This is a genomic window from Cryobacterium sp. 10I5 (genome assembly GCF_035019865.1).
Lineage (GTDB): Bacteria > Actinomycetota > Actinomycetes > Actinomycetales > Microbacteriaceae > Cryobacterium > Cryobacterium breve_A.
On sequence record NZ_JASJVI010000004.1, the window covers coordinates 97,327 to 116,149 of the forward strand.

At 66.4% G+C, this 18,823-nt stretch carries 23 protein-coding genes and 1 tRNA gene; 17 read left to right on the forward strand and 7 right to left on the reverse strand.

What is annotated here, in order from left to right; translation table 11 throughout:
* The first annotated feature begins 25 nt into the window (after window positions 1–25).
* From tmk to QN350_RS02855, 5 genes are all read left to right on the forward strand, one after another.
* Window positions 26–628, forward strand: coding sequence for a dTMP kinase (tmk, locus tag QN350_RS02835; RefSeq protein WP_322140376.1), 603 nt, complete (start codon window positions 26–28; stop codon window positions 626–628).
* 50 nt (window positions 629–678) lie between these two features.
* Window positions 679–1,929, forward strand: a complete 1,251-nt coding sequence (locus QN350_RS02840) for a DNA polymerase III subunit delta' (RefSeq protein WP_322138940.1) — start codon at window positions 679–681, stop codon at window positions 1,927–1,929.
* Window positions 1,930–2,094: 165 nt separating this feature from the next.
* A complete protein-coding gene (locus QN350_RS02845; protein ID WP_323515699.1) occupies window positions 2,095–3,633 on the forward strand; it encodes an alpha/beta hydrolase in 1,539 nt (512 codons plus the stop codon).
* Between the two features lie 75 nt (window positions 3,634–3,708).
* Window positions 3,709–4,347, forward strand: a complete 639-nt coding sequence (locus QN350_RS02850; RefSeq protein WP_322138942.1) for a TetR/AcrR family transcriptional regulator — start codon at window positions 3,709–3,711, stop codon at window positions 4,345–4,347.
* A 52-nt stretch (window positions 4,348–4,399) separates the two neighbouring features.
* Window positions 4,400–4,475 (forward strand) — tRNA-Thr (locus QN350_RS02855).
* A 15-nt stretch (window positions 4,476–4,490) separates the two neighbouring features.
* Here QN350_RS02855 and QN350_RS02860 read toward each other — a convergent pair.
* Both QN350_RS02860 and QN350_RS02865 read right to left on the reverse strand, forming a co-directional pair.
* Window positions 4,491–5,648, reverse strand: coding sequence for a tyrosine-type recombinase/integrase (locus QN350_RS02860; protein WP_322138943.1), 1,158 nt, complete (start codon window positions 5,646–5,648; stop codon window positions 4,491–4,493).
* Window positions 5,649–6,017: 369 nt separating this feature from the next.
* A complete protein-coding gene (locus tag QN350_RS02865) occupies window positions 6,018–6,590 on the reverse strand; it encodes a hypothetical protein (protein ID WP_322138944.1) in 573 nt (190 codons plus the stop codon).
* Between the two features lie 237 nt (window positions 6,591–6,827).
* Here QN350_RS02865 and QN350_RS02870 point away from each other — a divergent pair, with 237 nt between their 5' ends.
* From QN350_RS02870 to QN350_RS02890, 5 genes are all read left to right on the forward strand, one after another.
* Window positions 6,828–7,079 (forward strand): hypothetical protein, encoded by a 252-nt coding sequence (locus QN350_RS02870; protein WP_322138945.1) that lies wholly within the window; start codon window positions 6,828–6,830, stop codon window positions 7,077–7,079.
* Between the two features lie 90 nt (window positions 7,080–7,169).
* A complete protein-coding gene (locus QN350_RS02875) occupies window positions 7,170–7,808 on the forward strand; it encodes a hypothetical protein (RefSeq protein WP_322138946.1) in 639 nt (212 codons plus the stop codon).
* Between the two features lie 375 nt (window positions 7,809–8,183).
* On the forward strand, window positions 8,184–8,876 hold the full coding sequence (locus QN350_RS02880) for a hypothetical protein (RefSeq protein WP_322138947.1): 693 nt from the start codon (window positions 8,184–8,186) through the stop codon (window positions 8,874–8,876).
* A gap of 191 nt (window positions 8,877–9,067) precedes the next feature.
* On the forward strand, window positions 9,068–9,625 hold the full coding sequence (locus QN350_RS02885) for a hypothetical protein (RefSeq protein ID WP_322138948.1): 558 nt from the start codon (window positions 9,068–9,070) through the stop codon (window positions 9,623–9,625).
* A 691-nt stretch (window positions 9,626–10,316) separates the two neighbouring features.
* Window positions 10,317–10,850: a SecDF P1 head subdomain-containing protein gene (locus QN350_RS02890; protein ID WP_322138949.1), complete on the forward strand. Its 534-nt coding sequence runs from the start codon at window positions 10,317–10,319 to the stop codon at window positions 10,848–10,850.
* Window positions 10,851–10,918: 68 nt separating this feature from the next.
* On the opposite strand, the gene QN350_RS02895 is transcribed toward QN350_RS02890, so the two are convergent.
* On the reverse strand, window positions 10,919–11,881 hold the full coding sequence (locus QN350_RS02895; RefSeq protein WP_322138950.1) for a hypothetical protein: 963 nt from the start codon (window positions 11,879–11,881) through the stop codon (window positions 10,919–10,921).
* 2 nt (window positions 11,882–11,883) lie between these two features.
* Window positions 11,884–12,231, reverse strand: coding sequence for a GntR family transcriptional regulator (locus tag QN350_RS02900; RefSeq protein WP_322138951.1), 348 nt, complete (start codon window positions 12,229–12,231; stop codon window positions 11,884–11,886).
* Between the two features lie 139 nt (window positions 12,232–12,370).
* Between QN350_RS02900 and QN350_RS02905 the strand changes: the two genes are divergently transcribed.
* The 3 genes from QN350_RS02905 (at window position 12,371) to QN350_RS02915 (ending at window position 13,984) form a co-directional block, all read left to right on the forward strand.
* On the forward strand, window positions 12,371–12,592 hold the full coding sequence (locus QN350_RS02905; RefSeq protein WP_322138952.1) for a DUF6290 family protein: 222 nt from the start codon (window positions 12,371–12,373) through the stop codon (window positions 12,590–12,592).
* A complete protein-coding gene (locus tag QN350_RS02910; RefSeq protein WP_322138953.1) occupies window positions 12,589–12,855 on the forward strand; it encodes a type II toxin-antitoxin system RelE/ParE family toxin in 267 nt (88 codons plus the stop codon). Before QN350_RS02905 ends, QN350_RS02910 begins: the two co-directional genes overlap by 4 nt.
* 535 nt (window positions 12,856–13,390) lie before the next feature.
* Window positions 13,391–13,984, forward strand: a complete 594-nt coding sequence (locus tag QN350_RS02915; protein WP_322138954.1) for a hypothetical protein — start codon at window positions 13,391–13,393, stop codon at window positions 13,982–13,984.
* A 26-nt stretch (window positions 13,985–14,010) separates the two neighbouring features.
* Here the strand turns inward: QN350_RS02915 and QN350_RS02920 are convergent, their stop codons facing one another.
* Complete coding sequence (locus QN350_RS02920) at window positions 14,011–14,409, reverse strand: MerR family transcriptional regulator (protein ID WP_322138955.1); 399 nt, start codon at window positions 14,407–14,409, stop codon at window positions 14,011–14,013.
* 49 nt (window positions 14,410–14,458) lie between these two features.
* Here QN350_RS02920 and QN350_RS02925 point away from each other — a divergent pair, with 49 nt between their 5' ends.
* The 4 genes from QN350_RS02925 to QN350_RS02940 all read left to right on the forward strand — a co-directional run bounded on the left by QN350_RS02925 (window position 14,459) and on the right by QN350_RS02940 (window position 17,007).
* Window positions 14,459–15,442 (forward strand): oxidoreductase, encoded by a 984-nt coding sequence (locus QN350_RS02925; protein WP_322138956.1) that lies wholly within the window; start codon window positions 14,459–14,461, stop codon window positions 15,440–15,442.
* A gap of 144 nt (window positions 15,443–15,586) precedes the next feature.
* Window positions 15,587–15,847, forward strand: coding sequence for a hypothetical protein (locus tag QN350_RS02930; RefSeq protein WP_281533967.1), 261 nt, complete (start codon window positions 15,587–15,589; stop codon window positions 15,845–15,847).
* A gap of 71 nt (window positions 15,848–15,918) precedes the next feature.
* A complete protein-coding gene (locus tag QN350_RS02935; protein WP_281533968.1) occupies window positions 15,919–16,140 on the forward strand; it encodes a hypothetical protein in 222 nt (73 codons plus the stop codon).
* Window positions 16,141–16,209: 69 nt separating this feature from the next.
* Window positions 16,210–17,007 carry an alpha/beta fold hydrolase gene (locus tag QN350_RS02940; protein ID WP_322138957.1) on the forward strand — a complete coding sequence of 266 codons (798 nt, stop codon included), beginning with the start codon at window positions 16,210–16,212 and terminating at the stop codon, window positions 17,005–17,007.
* A 222-nt stretch (window positions 17,008–17,229) separates the two neighbouring features.
* Here QN350_RS02940 and QN350_RS02945 read toward each other — a convergent pair whose 3' ends face one another.
* Window positions 17,230–17,724, reverse strand: a complete 495-nt coding sequence (locus QN350_RS02945) for a 2'-5' RNA ligase family protein (RefSeq protein WP_322138958.1) — start codon at window positions 17,722–17,724, stop codon at window positions 17,230–17,232.
* A 117-nt stretch (window positions 17,725–17,841) separates the two neighbouring features.
* The gene (locus tag QN350_RS02950) at window positions 17,842–18,741 is read right to left on the reverse strand and encodes a LysR substrate-binding domain-containing protein (RefSeq protein WP_322138959.1); all 900 of its coding nucleotides are present in this window, start codon (window positions 18,739–18,741) and stop codon (window positions 17,842–17,844) included.
* Between the last annotated feature and the right edge of the window lie 82 nt (window positions 18,742–18,823).

Here is an 18,823-nt window from a genome sequence, read left to right on the forward strand (position 1 = left end):
CGGTCAGGCCCCGACCGGTCTCTTCATCACGCTCGAAGGCGGTGACGGGTCCGGCAAGTCCACCCAGGTCCGGCTGCTCGCCGAGTGGCTCGGCGAGCAGGGGCGCACTGTCCTGCGCACCCGGGAGCCCGGCGGCACCGTCGTCGGCGTCGAAATTCGGGAGATCGTGCTGCACCACACCGGCGAGGTGTCCCCGCGCGCCGAGGCCCTGCTGTACGCGGCTGACCGCGCCCAGCACATCGCCACGGCCGTGCGTCCGGCGCTCGCCCGCGGCGAAGTGGTGGTCCAGGACCGCTACCTCGACTCATCCGTCGCCTACCAGGGTGCGGGGCGGGTGCTCGGCGCCGCCGAGATCCGCGACCTGTCGCTCTGGGCGGCAGAAGGCCTGCTGCCCGAGCTGACCATCCTGCTCGACCTTGATGAGACCGTCGCGCGCGACAGGCTCGACGCCGCCAACAAGCGCTTCGACCGCCTCGAGGCCGAGAAGGGCGACTTCCACCGACGGGTTCGTGCCGCGTTCCTCGACCTCGCCCGCGCAGAACCCGACCGGTTCCTGGTCGTGGATGCCGCGAGCCCGGTCGACGAGATCGCCGCCGCGATCCGCGCCCGCGTCGCACCCCTCCTCTGACACCGCAGGCCTCTGGGCGGGATGTCAGTGGCGACCGGTACCCTGAGGGAATGAGCGTGTGGGACAACCTGACCGGCCAGGCGGATGCGATCGCGATCTTCCGTGCCGCCGCGGAGCCACAGGGCAAGGAGCCACAGAGCACAACGGCTGACGCCCCCGCGAGCAAAGCCGGCACGGCCGCATCCGGTACCTCCGCGTCCAGCGCCTCCGCATCCGGTACCTCCGCGTCCAGCGCCTCTGCCTCCATGACGCACGCCTGGCTCATCACGGGCCCGCCCGGTTCGGGCCGGTCCAACCTGGCCTTCGCCTTCGCCGCAGCCCTCCTCAGCCCGGGATCGCCCGCCGAAGACGCGACCGCCGAACGGCTCGTGGAGGCCCGCACCCACCCCGACCTCGTCGTGCTCGCCACCGAGGGCGTCATCATCAAGATGGACTCCGTCAAAGAGGCCGTCAAACGTTCGCAGTACTCGCCATCGGTCGGTCGGTATCGGGTCATCGTCGTCGAAGACGCCGACCGCATGGTCGAGCGCACCTCCAACGTGCTGCTCAAAGCGCTCGAAGAGCCGCCGGAACGCACCGTCTGGATCCTCTGCGCGCCGAGCGAGGCCGACCTGCTGCCGACCATCCGGTCCCGGGTGCGCACCGTTCGGCTGCGCGTGCCGAGCGTCGCCGACGTCGCCGCGCTCCTCGTCGCCCGCGAGGGTGTCGATCCCGTCGTCGCCGAGCGGTGTGCCCGCGAGGCGCAAAGCCACATCGGCATGGCCCGGCGCCTCGCCACGAACCCCGAGGCCCGCGATCGGCGCGAGGAAACCCTCAAGGCCGCGCTCGGCATCCGTGGGGTGTCGTACGCGGTGAACGCCGCGGCGCGACTGCTCGCGATCGCGGGAGACGACGCGAAGGCGATCACTCTCGAGCGGGACGCCGCCGAACGCGAAAGCGTGCTGCGCTCCCTCGGCGTCGAGCCGGGCAAGTCGGTGCCGCCTGCGTTGCGCGGTCAGATCAAGGCGCTCGAAGACGACCAGAAACGGCGGGCCACCCGGAGCCTGCGCGACGGGATCGACCGGATTCTCGTCGATCTGACCTCGCTGTACCGGGATGTGATGATGGTACAGTTTGGCCGCGAGAATGAAGTGATCAACCGTGAGCTCCTCGCCGGAGTGCGTGCTGCAGCAGCGGCCTGTGCGACCGTCACGACGCTCGCGACCCTGGACGCCATCGCGATCGCCCGGCAAAGAATTGAATCCAATGTGGCACCGGCCCTGGCCCTCGAGGCCATGCTGGTGTCCGCCATCCGACGTTGACGCCGATGACCACGACGAGGACGAGGACCGCGACAATGGCGCCGCCCACCCGCGGCGCTTGTGACAGCCTGAGCACACCTGCACGACCAGACCAGTAATGAGGAACCGTTGACCACACGCATCCGCCAGCGCCCGGCGTCGAATGGCCCGGCGTCGAATGGCGCAGTGACGCGCCGCCCGGCCGCCCGACGCTTCGCGATCCTGGCCGCCGCCGTCGTCGTCACGCTGGGGCTGAGTGGATGCGTGCCGGCGTTCCTGCCGCAACCCTCGGCCTCGACGTCGTCCCCCACCGGGGAGAGCGTCAGCAGCGCCCTCGACCCGTTCTACAACCAGGTGCTCACCTGGACCGACTGCGGCAACAGCCTGCAGTGCACCACCGCGAAGGCCCCGCTCGACTGGAGTGCGCCCGGAACCGACACCGTCGATCTCGCCCTCGTGCGGCACGTCGCCACCGGCACCCGGGTCGGCTCGCTCCTGGTCAACCCCGGCGGCCCCGGCGGCTCCGGGTACGACTTCGTGAAGGCCTCCCTGGACTACGCCACGGATGCGAAGCTGCAGGCAGGATTCGACATCGTCGGGTTCGACCCGCGCGGTGTCGGCCGCTCGTCAGCGGTGAAATGCTACGGGGCCGCCGACATGGACCAGTACCTCTACGCGATCCCGGCCGCGGCCCGCGGCACGGACGCCTGGATCCAGGAGGTCGAGAAGTCCTCGACCGAGTTCGGAGCGGCCTGCGCCACGAACACCGGTGCGCTGCTCGCCCACGTGGACACCGTGAGCGCCGCCCACGACCTCGACATGCTGCGTGCCGTGCTCGGCGACAAGCAGCTCAACTACCTCGGGTACTCCTACGGCACCTTCCTCGGGGCGACCTACGCCAACCTGTTCCCGGACAAGGTCGGCCGCCTGGTTCTCGACGGAGCCCTCGACCCGTCGACGAGCAACGCCGAGGTGACCCGGGTGCAGGCCGTCGGTTTCGAGAGTGCACTGCGCTCCTACCTCGCCGATTGCCTCGGTGGATCCAAGTGCCCGTTCAACGGCACCGTCGACCAGGCGATGAGCACGATCTCCGCCCTGCTCGACTCGGTGGACCGGAGCCCGATCGCCGCGAGCGACGGCCGGATGCTCGGCGGCAACACTTTGCTCACCGCGATCATCTACCCGCTGTACCAGGCATCGGCGTGGCCGAACCTCAGCGAGATGCTGTCGAGCGTGATGCAGGGCAACACCAAGGTCGCGTTCCAGTTCGCCGACGCCTACAACGGCCGCAATTCCGACGGAAGCTACCTCGACAACTCGACCGAGGCCTTCCTCGCGATCAACTGCCTCGACTACAGCTACAACGACGACCCGGCCGTGATGCGCGCCGACGCCGCCACCATCGAGGCCGCTGCACCGGTCATCGGCAAGTACATGGCCTACGGCGACACCGGTTGTGCCAACTGGCCGGACAAGTTCACCGGGACCCGCGCCGAGATCCACGCGCCGGGAGCGGCTCCGATCCTCGTCGTCGGCACGACGAACGACCCGGCGACCCCGTACGTGTGGGCGCAGAGCCTCGCCAAGCAGCTCGACAGCGCCCAGCTCGTCACCTATGCCGGCGAGGGGCACACCGCGTACAACAAGTCCAATGCCTGCGTGAACAACGCGGTGGACTCCTACCTGCTGCAGGGGACGGTGCCGGCGACGGACCCGAAGTGCTGATGCCGGACGGCCCCGCGGCATCCACCGGCCGCCTTCTGAGGACTGCACAATTGCGCGCCGTGTAAGAATATGACCATGGTGGATGTTGCGGAAGAACCCGGCCTGCGCGAACGGAAACGTCTGGCGACCCACCGGGCCATCCAACTCGCCGTGCTCACGCTCGCGTCCAAGCGCGGGGTCGACAAGGTCACCGTCGAGGACATCAGCCGGATCGCCGATGTGTCCCCGCGCACCTTCTTCAACTACTTCCCGTCGAAGGACGCCGCCCTCGCCGGCGATGACCTCACTCTCGGGTCTGAGGCGGAGATCGAGGACTTCGTGAACAGGAGCCCCTCGGGCGACATCCTCGCCGACCTCGCGGTGCTGCTCTCGACAGGCGTGCAGAATTCCGAGGATGACCGGGAGATTCACCAGCTGCGGCGTCAGGTGATGAAGGAGAACCCCTACCTGTTCGGAATGCGGATGGCCACCCTCCGCAGCTTCGAGGGGCACCTCGACGAAGTGATCAGCCGGCGCCTCGCTGCGGACGATCCGGTGCTCGCCGCTGACGCCGTCGCACTGCACCAGCGCGCCCTGCTGCTCACGCTCGTCGCGGTCGCGGCCTTGCGCCACGCCTGGCGCTGCTGGGCGGAGGGCGACGAGTCCCTGCCCCTCGCCGACCGGGTGCGGGCGTCGTTCGCGGGCCTGTACGAATTGACCCTCCGGACCAGCTAAGCTTTGTTGCTGTGTCACCGCGCGTTTCCGGAAGGAAGCATTCGGGCGTCACGCCGCCTTAGCTCAGTTGGTAGAGCATCTCACTCGTAATGAGAAGGTCGTCAGTTCGATTCTGACAGGCGGCTCCAGATAAACCCCTGGTCCTAGGCTGTTTCTGAGCCCGATGAACTCGCGGATTCCGACGATTCGCCGGCCCGTGCCCACATTTTGCCCACATCTGTACGACGGGCCCTGTCGTCGAGGGCGGTCGCAACGGCATCCAGATCGTCGTCGAACAGGTCGCTGTACACGTCGAGGGTCATTGCCGCCGAGGCGTGGCCGAGCATCCGCTGCACGGAGAGCACGGTGGCGCCGGCCGAGATCGCGAGCGATGCTGCCGTGTGCCGCAGCGAGTGGGGCGTGATCTTCGGCAGCTCCGGATAGCGCTCGCGCAACACCGCGACCGCGGCGTCGAAGCGGCGATTCCGGAAGTTGCCGCCGCGCAGCACCCCGCCCGCAGCGGACGTGAACACGAGGTCGTCGGCACGCTTCCCGGCGCACTGGGCGGCCAGGAGGTCGGTGAGGAACGACGGGAACGGCACCGAGCGGCGCTCGTGGTTCTTGGGCGTGCCCCAGATGATCGCGCCGGTGGGCTCGGTGACGGCTTCGGCGACGTCGAGACGCCTGCGCTGGATGTCGACCCGCTTGACCTTGAGCGCGGCCAGCTCGCCCCAGCGCAGGCCGGTGTAGGCGAGCAGGTAGATCACCGTGCCGTCGGAGCCGCAGAGCTCGGCCAGCTCGGCGACCTGTTCGTGCGTGAGGTAGCCGCGCGGTTCGGCGGTCACCCGCGGCAAGCGGATGTTGTCGCACGGGTTGTGCGGGATGCGGCGGTCCTGCACGGCGTACTTCATCAGCCCGGAGAAGATCACGTGGATCTTCCGCACCGTCGAGGGCGCGAGCGTGGCGCTCAGGCCGGTGACCCAGACCTGCACGTCGACGTGCGTGACGGCGACGAGCGGCACGGCACGCCACTGGGGCAGCACGTACCGGGCCAGGATCCACTCATAGGCGCCCCGCGTCGTCGGCTTGAGGTTGGACCGGGCCGCGAGCCACGTCGTGGACCAGGTGCCCACGGAGACGCGGGACAGGGTCGGATCGACCCACTCGCCGCGGCCCTTGGCGACCTCGACGCTGGCGAGGAATTGCTCGGCGTCGCGTTTGGTCCGAAAGCCGCGCTTATCCGTCTGGCGACGATCTGGGGTCCGGTACCGGACCCGATAGCGCTTGCCACTTTGCGTCGTGTACGTGTGGATGCTGCCCATGGCTCCATCTCGATTTCGTCGTCGGTCGGGAGGTTGCGAGAAGTCGTGACACTGGAAGTATCGCCGGAACGTCCGACGCTGAGTCGAGGGCTTCCGGAGTTCCGGGATCGGGTCGCGGATGTCTAGGGGGTCACTCAGCGTCCACCTCAGGGGTACGCTCACCGTCCCCTTCAGGGGTACGAAAACTGAGCCAGCAAGGGGACGCTCACCGTCCCCTTTAACAGTAAGGAACAGGAAGAACAAAACTGGAGCAGTACGCGCGCGCGAACCGAGCCTGTGGATAACTCACCACTGAGGGCGGTAGCGGTCGTGTTTGGGAGAACGAGTCGGATGCCCGTCGGCCGAAGTCAGATCAAGACTTTGCCCGCGCTAGCGGTCTGCGAGGAGCAGGTTGAGTCGTTTTCCTGCCGGCGCGGTTTGGCTGTCCGTGCTCATCAATTGGGCATCGTTCAAATAGGTGAGGTCGTCGACGGTGATGCCGAATCGGGCGGCCACGTCGGCGCGGTACTCATTCGTAGCGGGGGTATAGCCCGCCGGCTTGCCGTCGATAACATCGACTGTGCCCCGGGCGCCGGGCGTCTCGCCAGAGTCCACGGGGTTGAGGTAGCCGCGGAGCGGATCGAAGGTCCATCGGATGTCGGCGCGCGCTACGACGGCCTGAAGGCAACCCGGGTCCGTCGTGTTCGGTTGGGCTGGGCTTGTGACCAGAAGGACCTGGTCGATTCCGCTGGGATCTCCGCTGAGAATGCTGAGGTCACCCCAGTCTGAGGCGCCGCTTCCGCTCGTGAACTGCCCGAAGTCCATGCGGAAGCCACTGTCGTCGCAGGTCTGGTTCGCCGGTAAGGGCTGGATTGCGGTCAACGCGTCGACCGTGACCGCTGTCGGCGAGATGAGGTCATCGATGTGGAGCGTGAGCACGGTTCCGTCGAAATCGAAGCTCACACGGCCGGTGGTGCCGTTAACGGAGGTCAGCGTGCCCGTTCCGATGGTCCCGGTCGGGGTCGTCCCCGGAACCTCTAGATGGGTCGCCGGTGAATCCGCGGATGCAGACGGCGTTGGGACTGATTGGCCGGCAGCCCCGCCGCTCGAGCAGCCCGTGAGAAGCACCAGCACCGATATCAACCCGCATGTTGCCGCGATTCCGCGCATCTCATACCCCCTGTGTGCAGATTCTAAAGGATGGAACACCTGACCACATCAACTATTGTGTTGCTCTGGCGGGAGATGACTGACAAGATTGCACCGCGCCGAGCAGGAGCCGCGATATTCAAACTCGAGGGGGACGCAGTGGCAGAGCATGAAGCGTGGTTTGGTCCGAAGAAACTAGGTGGCGGCTGGGGTCCGCGCACGTGGCAGGGCTGGCTGATCGTTGCCGTGTTCGCGATCGCGGTGGTTGTGATCGCGGTCGTTGCGACGACGCATACTGGCTGACGACGTGGTGCGGCCCGCTGAAACTTGGAGTTCAGTCTGGCCGGCCGAGGTTACAGGCAACGAGTCACTTTCGGGAGGGAAACGAACGGCATGCCGTATGTGAAGCGTCGATGGTTCTGGTGGGCCGGTGTGCTCGCGCTTGGTGCCATCCTTGTGGGCGGTCGACTCGTATGGGCGGGCGCATCGGGACCGCCACTCACCTGGGCCGACCTGCTTATCCCAGTTGCCATCATCGGCGGCTTCGCGGTCGCAGTGGTTGTGCTCTACGTGGTCCTCGTGAGAGTCATGGGAACCCGACGGCAAGACGCGGCCACACTCGCTGCGATCCAGGCCAGCGAGCCCGACGCCGTGGTCGTCTACGTCGCCCAGACAGCGGTCTCGAGGAGGGCCCTTGAGGCTCTCGGTGGGAACGTCGTCTTCGAATGGGCTGCCGCTCTTGCCGTGACCTCAACGGGCATCAGTGTTTGGCAGTCTTCGCGGGTGGGAAAAAGTGTCCGACTCTTCGACCTCCGCTGGAGCGACATCCGAGACGTTCGTCTCGTGATGACGGCAATCTTTGGCAGTACGACGCCCACCCTTCAGCTGTCGTTCGTCACAAAAGGCGACCGTTCTGTGGTCGTCCCGCTTATCGTCCGACGCGGATTCGGTTCTGTAATTGGGCTTGGGCATGGCCGGCACATAGAAGGAGTCGAAGCAAAGGTCCAAGACCTGCGCGGCGCACGAGATTAGGCATCGCCGGGAGTGCTAAGGCAGCCAGGGCGTCGGCGTTGTCAGGATGAGCTGGCCTTTCAGGATGTCGCGGCGGCGGGCGCCGATTTCGTCTGCCCGGTCGTTTGCCCCGTCAGTGAGAGCGAATAGGTAAACGACGACCCGAGGGCACTCTTTCCCTGTCCCACCGCCTCCCCCTCGCTGCGCTCGCTTCCCAACCCCCCACACTCAACGGCATTGTGTGGGGGGTTGGGAAGTAAAGGGGAGGTGGTGGGACAGGGAAAGAGTCAGAGGTAGATGAGAGAAATATGAATGAAAGAAGAAGAAAAGAACAAAGAGAAAAAACAAGAAGTAAAAGACGGTGAGTGGCTGAAGTTCTGAGGGACGGGGAGCGGCATGGTGCAGGTGACAGAGCGTGATCTGGCGATGGTTGACTGGCTGGGCACGGTGCGTCTGGCGGAGGTCGATGCGATCCGGTGGGCCCTGGGCGCGATGCTGGGTTCAGCGGAGCCGATCAGCACGAGGAAGGCCCAGCACTGGGTCATGCGGATGGTCGAGGCCGGTCTCGTTGCCCGGGCGCGGCCGACGTTCCAGGGTGCGTCGATCGTGTGGGCGACGCACGACGCGGTCGGGCGGCAGCCACCGAACCTCTTCCGGCAGACCACCCGGCATGAGGTCGCCGTCGCGTCGGTATCGGCCCGGTATCTCGCTCTCGGCTACGCATGGCAGCGCGACCGACGGCCGGTCGGCGTGCTCGACCACCAAGCGGACGGTATCGCCACGCGCGACGGCCAGGTGGAACTAGTTGAGGTGGAGCTGACAGCGAAGTCCGCGTCGCGGTACAAACTGATCCACGAGAACCACGCGAGGCGCCTCACGCAGGAAGGGATATCGAAGGTCGTTTACTTCTGCACCGCGGATGCCTACCGGGTCGTGAGTCGCGAGGCGGACAGGTTCATCTTCCGTACCGAACGCCCGCGACTCGTCGCCACGATCGCTTTCGATAAGCGCGGCCACTGGATCGGGTCTCAGTCCGACCTCGTCACGCCAGCCCAAAGCACCCCAGGTGTGCCGGAGATCGCGAGGTGAGAGGCGGTCGTGGAAGTGGGCGACCTGGGCTACGTATCGGCGCTTCCGGCTCTTCGAGCATCGCTCGCCTTCACCTACACGCGGATGGTGCATTAGGTTCAGACCATGATGATGCTCGTTTTGGTCGCGGCCTTCGCAATCGTATGCCCGCTGATCTGGGCGACTTTCCGAGCGAATCACGTGGCCCGCACATGACGACGAGCACGAAGGCGCCAGCACGGCAGCGGCTACCCATTGGTGCACTGCTCGGGCCGATTCTGGTGTGGGCTCCGGCCGCGGCCCTTGTGACGATCCGCACCGTGTGGCGGAACGTACCCGGCCAGGTGCCGGCGCATTGGAGCGGGACCGGTGCGGCAGACTCGTTTCAATCGTCGACGGTGTTGTTCTGGCTGTCGTTGCTGCCCGCAGTCGGCTGCGGCGTGGTGGCAATAGTCGTCCTCATCTTCGTCGGAGCAGACATCAGGCGCCGCTCCGCAGCGCTCACCCATGGTGTGCTTGCCCTGATTGCCTCAGCCATCTCGCTGCAATGGGCCGTTGACGTCCTCACTGCGTTGCAGGCGAGTTCCGGCGGACACAGCGGAATTGGCCCCCCTTTTCTCCTCTACCTTTTGGCGCTCCTTTGGGGCGTCGTCGTCTTCGTCGTTACCACCTTCGGTTCGTGGACGCGTGAACAGTCCGATGATCCGGACTCCGATGACACGACGGCGGACCCGTCGCCCGTTCACAAGTTCACTGACGAAGGAGCGTAACGCTGGAGCGGCCCCGCCGTCGTCATTCCCCAATATCTCGCCGGGATCGGGGGCATGATCGACAAGGCCGACGATTGCTTCGACGAGACGTAGGGCGAGCTTTAGTCGAATAGCCAGGAGAACCCGGCTACGACCGCTGCAGATAACTGATCAGCGATTCTCGTCGGGACGTGCCCTTAATCCCAGGACCGACCGATTTCGACCACTGGCAGCGCTGTCCCACGGTCCACGGGTCGCCAGCGCGACGAGTGCAAGTCCGACGGGAATCAGTACCCAGGTCAAACCCGACGCCGAACTGAGAACGCAACGAAGGGCGAATGAGGTGAGTGCCATAACGCCGGCCAAGAAGACCGTTCGCGTCACCCACCAGGGGAAAAGCCCTCGACCGCTTCGCATTTCTTCACCCTACTTGCTGGACAGGGAGAGTGGCCCGCCGCAATGTGCTTATCTGCGAGTGCGTTGACAGATGCTGCTGGCTTGAGCGACGACGCAGAGCCCCAGCGTGACCAAATTTCTTGTAGCCCATGCGTGCCGGGATGAAATGGCCGCCAACCGGCGTGTACGCGCCCGACTTGAGCAAGAGCACCAGATCCGACGACGATTGCTTGACATTCTGATACGTGCACGGGACCATTCAGGCACATCTGCGTCATGCGCCTGAGGCGTGCCGCTTCACAGAAGGCAGATCAGTATGAAACGACAGCACGGTCATTTCAGTTCGACCTTCACCTTGGCAACGCGCTTAACCGTCGTGGTCGCCGTAGTGGCCATCCTTGCCGGATGCAGCAGCACGGCCGTGGGTGACACCAGTTCGCCGGGCAAGTCCCTGCAATTGCGTCTCGTGATCTCTTCGGTGGACGGTCCCTGTAGCGCACCAACCCTGAGTTCAGACGGCCCGGCCAGCGCGTGCGACAGAGCGGGCGCCATCACCTACGACTTGGCAAAGTCGCTGGGCGTCGTCACACCGACCACCGTCTCGCTCCCCGCGGATGATGGATCGTCGCACGTTGTCACCCTTGAGCTCAACAAGGCAGATACCAGCACACTCGAAAATGCCTCCAAGGAGGCCATCGACAAGCACTTGGCGATCGTCCTCAACGGCCGGGTACTCTCCGCGCCTCTCGTTAAGGATTCCCTCACGACCAGCAGCGTGACACTTGCGTTCGGGACTGCTTCAGAGGCCAAGCAGGTCGCAACGGAGCTGGGTGCGTCGGCAACTCCCTGACGAAGACAGTTTCACCCGCAGCCCGGGTTCGGGCGGGAAGCTGCACCGGGACCTTTGGGCGGCCGCAGCTAGTGTGCGGGAGTGCTCAGCGTTGACAGGAGCGCTGCGGGTGTCTCGGGCTCGTCGAGGGAGACCGCGAACTGCTTTCCGTTGGTGAGAGTGACGACGACCCCTGGTCCGGTGCGGAGGATGATCGCTGACCGCCCGGGCATGAATCGGTAGCCCCACCCTCCCCAGTTCATGGGTTCCAGGGTGTCGGTGTGCACGGACTCGATTTCCGTGAGCGGGATTGTCTTCAGTGCGATGCCCAGGAACCAAGTGACAACTTTGAGGCCTCGCCAGTCCACGCTGATCCGGAGTCGAGCGAACCCAAGCATAAGGACGCCCAGAACCAGAAGAACAACACCGCCGAAGACATCCGCCGCAGGTCCGCCGTCTCTTCCCGTCACGATGAGTATTGTCGCTGCGGCGGCGAGCAGTGCGACGCTCACAATCGCGAACAATGGAACCGTGACGGTTGTGATCCAGGCCCCGGTCTCCGTCGGCGCAAGCACGACCTCGACCGGATGCTGGTCGAGTTCTGGAGCCACCCACCGGTGCGCAAGCAGCAACGGGACAAGGCCGTACCCCAGCAGCGCCATGAATAGCAGTGGCCACGCACCGATCTGCGGTTCCGCGCCGGGACCGGAGGTGATCGTTGATCCGGCAATCAGCAGCCAGGATCCGGTTGCCACCCCCGCCGCGAACCCGCTCCAAAGAAACGTCTTGCGGCGACGGGCGGCAGCGCTCTCCCGCAGCGCGAAGGTCGCGATGACGGCCGAACCTAGGCTGACCACCGTGAAGATCGCGATGGCCACCCCAGTCGGCCACGTCGAACTAACCCCATGGCTACCCCACTGGCGGGGCAGGTCAGACGGGAGCTCTGCCCGCCAGCTGAGCCAGGTCGTGACCACCACGGCGAGGGGGACCCAGACAGTGACCGCAGCGAGGACATCACGAGCGCGTGCTCGTCCGGAACTGTGTGCATCCATGGTTAGACCCCTTCGATCAGTCGGCGGATCTCTGGCTGGGACAGTCCTAGTTTCCGTGCTTCGGTGAGGAACTGCTCAGCGAGTTCGGTCAACCGCACGAAACCGGGTTCGACGTCCTGGCGAACCCAAGCTCCTCGGCCCTGACGCATCTCGATGATGCGTTCATCGCGGAGCACGCCGTATGCGCGAAGCACGGTGTGCATGTTGACCTTCAACGCAGCAGCCAACTCGCGGGCCGGCGGAAGACGCTCCCCGGCTTTGAGCTCATCGTTGAGGACCGCCAGCCGCACTTGGACGGCAATCTGATCTGCGAGCGAGACCGTGGACGCAGCGTCCAGCCGAAACAACATGTTCTAAATACTAGTAGAACAATCCGTCGCGCACCGCGAAGTGACCCGCATCGTGGAGATGGGCCTCGCGAGCAGCGAGAAACGGGGTCAGGTAGTCGTAAACTATATGTAAACATGTCTTACATCGGAAGGTGGCGTCATGACGATCTCGATCCGGCTCACGCCCGAGGAGGAAGAGCGTCTCGAGAAGCTGTCGCAGCGCACGGGGCGTTCGAAGAGTTTCTATGTCCGGGCCGCGCTCCGCGAGCACCTGACCGATCTGGAGGACGCGTTCGCGGCGGACGAGTCGCTGGACGCTTTCGAGGCTGCTGGGAGCCGCTCTCGCCCGCTCGCAGCCCTGAAAGCCGAGACTGAGCTGTGACTTCGCGGTGGCGCGTTGAGACCACCGAGCAGTTCGATCGCCAGTTCAAGAAGCTGGACCGCGCTGTGCAGCGGCGCGTCCTCTCGTACCTCGAGGACATCGAGAGCCTCGAGGATCCCCGCCAACGCGGCAAAGGGCTGACAGCGAACCACTCCGGGGTGTGGCGATACCGGATCGGGGACTACCGCGTGCTCGTGCAGATCCTGGACGATGCTTTGGTCGTCTTGGCGGTGAACGTCGACCACCGCAAAGACGGGTACTGAAAACGTCGAATGGCGTGGCCAAACCCCCATTCTCTGCCCACATTTTGCCCACATCTGTGGGCAAATCAGGCGTTTTCTGGTGATTGAGCTGTGCTCTAAATAGCCTATCTATCAGGCGTTTCAGATTTTGCCCGCGCAGGATCAAGGGCCCCGAGGTCACTCGTAATGAGAAGGTCGTCAGTTCGATTCTGACAGGCGGCTCCCTTCAGCCGCCGTTCCCCGGTGCGATTCACTGCGTCATTCCTTGCGGGGCGGCACTCTCCTTGCCGCGATTCCGGGCGCGCGAGGCTCAGCGCGCGTGGCGCCCGGCGCATCCGTCGTCGTGAAGTCGGAGATTCTCGCGACGCGCCGCGATTCCGGGCAGCGGATGCCGCGAGTCGCGAAAATCTCCGACATAGCGTCACCCGCCCTAGATTCGCGCGGGCGATGCCTCGACGTGGTGTGAGGCCGTTCGCCGCCGGATGTTCATCAAACGGCTACCGGGACTAGCTAAAGTGCCGGTCAGGGCCGGGGGTGCCCCATGGAGGGGGAACCGATGTACGTCGTGACCGGAACGCGTCCCGTGTGGTGGGCGCGGGCATCCGTTCAGGTGGGCCGGATCGGGATCATCGCGGTCGGCGCGGCCCTGCCCTGGGTGTCCTTCGTCTACGGGTTGGGCGAGCCCGACCGGGTCCTGCTCGGATCCACGGGGCGGTTGTTCATTATCGTGACGGCCGTCGTGCAGCTCTTCTCCGTTGTGGCCGGTGTCGCCGTGGCCGGCCTGCTGTCGACGTGGACAGACCATCGCGGGCGGCAGGCGGCCCGGCTCTGGGGCTGGCTCGCACTCGTCCCGGGCGTTCTGCTCGCCGGCATCGTGACGGTGCTGTGGCAGGGCTGGCCCCGTGAATCCGGCCCGCCCCTGATCGTGTTCGGCGTGATCTGCGCGGTCATGGTCCTGACCGCGCTCATCAGCTCGCGCCGCTCCGGCCTGGTGACCGTCATCGGCAGCGTCCTCTCACTGGGCATCGTTGCCCTGATCCTGATCTTCGCGACATCGATGCCGGGGTCGGTCGCCCTGCTTGGCCCGGCGACCGCCTATTGCGTCGCGGTGTCCCTGAGCGCATCCGCCGCCGCGTACGCCCGGATCTGACCGCTTGAGCGCGTCCCAGTGGGCAGTCACGTCCTGCTTGCCACTGCCCGACGGTAGAAGTCGATCTTGTCCCGGATGACTTCGCGGCAGGCGATGAGTTCCTCGATCTGGGCATCGAGAGAACGCGCGTGCGATTCCATCAACGCGATCCGGTCGGCCTCGTTGCCCTCGCCAGCGCGAACCAGTCGGGAGTACTCGGCCATGTCGGCCACGGGCATGGCCGAATCGCGCAGTCGGTTCAGCAGCGCCAACCAGCGCACGGCCTCGTCGCCGAAGATCCGCTGACCGCCGGGTGTGCGTGGGATATCGCGGGGGAACAAGCCTTGCGCCTCATACCAGCGCAGCGTATGAACACTCAGTCCGGAGATGGCGGCAAGTTCGCCGATCGTGTAGGTGCGTTCGGCTATGGTCGCCTCTGCCATCATGAGATCCGTCCTTGACCTAGAGTGAACTCTAGACCTTAGCATGGCGGGTATGACTGCAACGCACGACATCACCGCCCGCCAGCAGCCGCTGGCCACCGAGTTCGGCTACCGCACCACCGCCGCCGAGGTCCTCGCCGGCCGCGACCTCGGGGGGAAGACCGCCATCGTCACCGGCGGCTACTCCGGCCTCGGACTCGAGACGGTCAAGGCGCTCGCCGCCGCAGGTGTCGCCGTCACGGTGCCGGCCCGCCGCCCGGATGCCGCCACGGCTGCACTCGTGAACGTGCCCGGCGTCACCGTCCGTCAGATGGACCTCGGCGATCTCGACTCGGTCGCAGCCTTCACCGCCGCAGTGCGCAACGCGGGCACTCCGATCGACATCATGATCAACGCGGCCGGGGTGATGGCCTCGCCGCTGTCGCGCACGCCGCAGGGGTGGGAGTCCCAGTTCGGCATCAATCACCTGGGACATTTCGCTCTCGTCGCGGGAGTGGCCGGCCAACTGCGCCCGGGTGCCCGCGTGGTGGCGTACTCCTCGACGGCCCACTACCTCTCCCCGGTGCTGTTCGACGACATCAACTTCGAGAACACACCGTACGACCCGTGGGTTGCGTACGGCCAGTCCAAGACGGCAGACGCACTGTTCGCCGTTGCGCTCGATGCGCGCTCCGCCGCCCGCGACATCCACGCGTTTTCCGTGAATCCCGGTGGCATCATGACAGACCTTCAGCGGCACATGCCGCGCGAGGAGCTGCTCCGGCGAAAATGGATCGACGAGAACGGCGACCCGAACCCGTTGTTCAAGACCCCCGCCCAGGGTGCAGCGACCGCGCTGTGGGCCGCGACCGCGCCCGAACTTGTCGAACGTGGCGGGGTGTATTGCGAGGACTGCTCCATCAAGGGCATCGTCTCGCCGGACCACACCGACGCGATCGCCGGCGGGGTCAAAGAATGGGCCATCGACGCAGACGCCGCCGAGCGCCTGTTTACGCTCTCTGTCCAGGCGACCGGGCTGGAACCGTTCGCCGACTAACACTCAATCGGTATGTGCTCGCCCTAGCCGTTGCGGTCCCTATCGCTCGGACGGCAGCGGCGCTACGGTCGCCACGATCGCGGGTTCGCGGAGGAGCGAGCCAACGGTTCTCCTGTCCCAGCGTCGGAACCGAGAGAGGCAATCATGACAACGGTGTTGATATTCCACGAGGTCGACGACGTCGAGCACTGGCTCGACTCACCTCGGCGCGACGAGGTGTTCGGGCCACTGGGCATCAGTATCCAAACCTTCATCGACCCGACCGACGACCATCGGGTCGGGCTGATCGCCGACGTACCCGACATGGACGTGTTCCAGCGGGTGATGGCGTCCGAAGTCGTGGCGGAGGCGATGCAGTTCGACGGCGTCCGCCCGGAAACCGTCGTGATGATGGTGGAGTCCTGACGATGTATGCCCGAATCAGCACCTTCAGGACCGGCCCAGACACCGACCCCCACGCGAATGAGAATGCGACCATGCTGCGGGTGCTGGCGAACCCCGGCTGCCGCGGCATGTACTTCCTCAAGGGCACGGACGGCGACACGGCCCTGGCCATCACGCTCTGGGATTCGGAGGACTCCCTCGCGGGGAGCAGAGAGCCCGCGGAGTCCATTCGCGCTGACTCGAGCGCCGAACAGCATCTGACGGTCGTCGGCGTCGAGGAGTTCGAGGTGACGGCGAGCACGTTCATCGGCTGAGCCCGGCGGCGCCCTCCCCGGTGCGCTCGTTACGATGGGGGAGTCCCAGGCCCCGCTCGGAAGGCATCCATGGAGTACGCCCTCGCGCCCGACGGCGCCCGCATCGCCTGGTCGTCGACCGGCCCAGACACCGGTGTCGGGGCCGGAGACCCCGTGGTCCTGATCGCGGGGCAGGGCGTCTCGAGCCGCTCGTGGTCTCCGCTGCTGCCGACGCTCGGTACCCGGCACCGGGTCATCACGTTCGACACCCGCGGAGTCGGCGACAGCGAGCCCGGCGCCGACGAGCGCTTCACGATGGCCGCGCTCGCCGAGGACGTGGTCGCCGTGCTCGACGCCGCAGGAATCGACCGGGCACACGTCTACGGGCATTCGATGGGCGGCCGGGTCGCACAGTGGTTCGCGATCAACCACCCGGATCGCCTGGGTGCCCTCGTGCTCGGCGCGACGAGCGGCGGCGATCACCGCGGCCTGACCCGCACGTCCGACGTCGCCCAGCTCATGGCCCGCGGCGACGCGATGTCCATGGGCCCGCTGTTCTTCACGGATGCCTTCATCGCGTCCCACCCGGAGCTCGTCGCGGCCATGTTCGTGCGCCCGTCCTCTGTCCACACCCGGCGCCTGTTGTTCGGTGCGAGCACCGGGCACGACGCCTGGGACCACCTCCCCGGCATCACCGCGCCCACGCTCGTGCTGCATGGCGACGCCGACGAGGTCACACCTCCCGGGAACGGCGAACGTCTCGCCGACCATATTCCGAATGCCGCATTCGGGGAGCTGCCCGGGCTGCGGCACGGCTACTTCCTCGAGAGCGACTGGGCGACGGATGCCGTCCTCAGGTTCTTCGCGGCGCATCCGCTCGCCGCCTGACGCGGTCGCGTGCGACGGTGGCTAACTCAGGAAGACCGGTGGGGTGCTTGGCTTGCGGCCTTGAGATTCCGGGCTTCCGGGATTCGTCGGCCACATATCTCCTGAGTTAGCCACCGTCGGCTCCGGTGAACGCACCCGACGCGACCATGCCATCTCGTGTTGCAAGCGCGCGACCACACTCCGCAGCCAGGGCCGCACCCGCGGTCACGGTTTCCGAGCCGGCTAGGCGCCTGATGGGCGCGGGCGGAGGGGGATCGTCGCGAGCACGGCGCGGCCGGCCGGGTCGGCCCGGGGCGCCATGTCGACGAGCGCGAGCTGACCGAGCTCGAGGGTGTCGCCGGTCGCCACCCGCGCGTGGTGCTTGTCGGTGACATGCGCCCGGAACTCCGTCCCGGTGAACGCTGCCTCGCCGGGCGCAGCCGCGAACGGGCGCACGGCCGCGACCACGAGGTCGTGCAGCGCGGTCAGCTCGGGGTTCGGCTCGAGCACGGTCACGGGAATGTCGTGGCGGCGCCCGAAGCGTTCGCCGCCGCCGGCGACCACGCTCAGCGCGGGCAGGGCGGATGCCGCGGCCGCGAGGGCCGACGCGATCACGTCGGGCGCGGCATCCGTCAGGAACGGCGCCAGCACCGTCACGTGCAAGGGCCAGCCGCGCACCAGGAAGGTGTCGCCGACAGCGAGCGGCGCGAGCGGGAGCACGACCACGAGCCGGGGCATCAGCGCATTACCTCGCGAGCGCGAACCAATTCGACGGAGAATTTCCCCGGAAAGCTCTTCAGTCGACGCCCCACGCTTGTTTTCATCAAAAACTCCGTCGAATCGGTTGGGGGAACCTCACCGGATCGCGCCGGTCTCGTCGTCGGCGAGGGCCAGGTCGATGAAGGCACGCACCGCCGCCGAGAGCCGCCGCGTGCGCGACGCCGCGAGGTAGACGGTGAAGTCGGGCATGCCCGCGACGGGGAGGCGTCGCACGTTGCGGGCATCGCGGGCGGCGAATTCGGGAAGCAGGGCGACGCCGAGCCCGTTGGTCACGTATTCGGCGGCGGTGCCGATGTCGGAGACCTCGATCATCACCCGGCGCTCGAGACCGGCCGCGGCGAAGGTCTCGTCCACGATCTGCCGGCTCGCATAGCCGGGCGGCAGGTCGATGAACTCCTCGGGCGCGAGGTCGCCGAGATGGTCGAGACCGACTCGCCCGGCCGTCGCGAGGCGGTGATCGGCCGGAACCACGAGCACCATCGGCGACGCGGAGATCGGGGCGGCGAGGAGCTGGACGGGCACGGGCCCGCTGAGCGCGAGGAAGGCGAGGTCGAGTTCGCCCGTCGCGAGTTCGTCGAGGAGCCCGGCCGAACCGCGCCGGGCCGCCCGCAGCCGCACCCCGACCCCCGGGTGGCCGGTGCGGAACAGCCCGAGCAGCCTCGGCACGTTGACGAGGGTGACCGAGGTCATCAGTCCGATCACGATCGACCCGGTGATCGCGTGGGTGGTCTCCTCGGCGGCGTCGCGCACCCCGTTCACGGCGTCGAGCGCCTCGCGCACCTTGGGCAGCAACAGCTCGCCCGTCGAGGTGAGCCGGATCTGCCTGCGGCTCCGGTCGAAGAGCTCGACGCCGAGCTCGTTCTCGAGTGCGCGCACCCCTGCGGACACCGCGGACTGCGCGATCGTGAGCCGATCGGCGGCGCGTGTGAAGCTCAGTTCGCTCGCCACCGCGCTGAAGAATTCGAACTGTCGCACATCCACTCCTGAATCATCTCATTTGGAGATTGATTCCATCACCATTCGGCGTTGTTTCTTATCTGTCCGAGCGAGACGATAG